This window comes from Onishia niordana (assembly GCF_004798965.1).
Classification (GTDB): domain Bacteria; phylum Pseudomonadota; class Gammaproteobacteria; order Pseudomonadales; family Halomonadaceae; genus Onishia; species Onishia niordana.
Map to the genome: position 1 here is coordinate 1 of NZ_SDSD01000115.1, position 258 is coordinate 258.

Consider the following 258-nt stretch of genomic DNA (forward strand, 5'->3'; position numbering starts at 1 on the left):
CATCAGTCCCAACGGTCACATCTGTACGGCGACAACGGTCACATACTTGACCTGCTGCTTGTTCCACAAGAATAGCTACATCATCAAATTTAACAGCTTCTTCTGGTGCTCCTTCATTTGATACAGAGAATTCTGAAACAATGAGAAGTTGAGCAACATTTTCATCAAGACTTACAAGAAGACTTGAAACCACTTCATTAGGATATACAGTAACTTTTGCTTCAAGTGATTTACCGATTAATTTTGCTTCTCGTGCTT

General features: G+C 39.1%; 1 protein-coding gene. It reads right to left on the reverse strand.

Annotation, left to right across the window (positions count from 1 at the left end; translation table 11 throughout):
- Window positions 1–258 (reverse strand): hypothetical protein (locus tag ETC27_RS18145; RefSeq protein ID WP_136256082.1); only part of this gene is annotated, 258 nt, incomplete at both ends.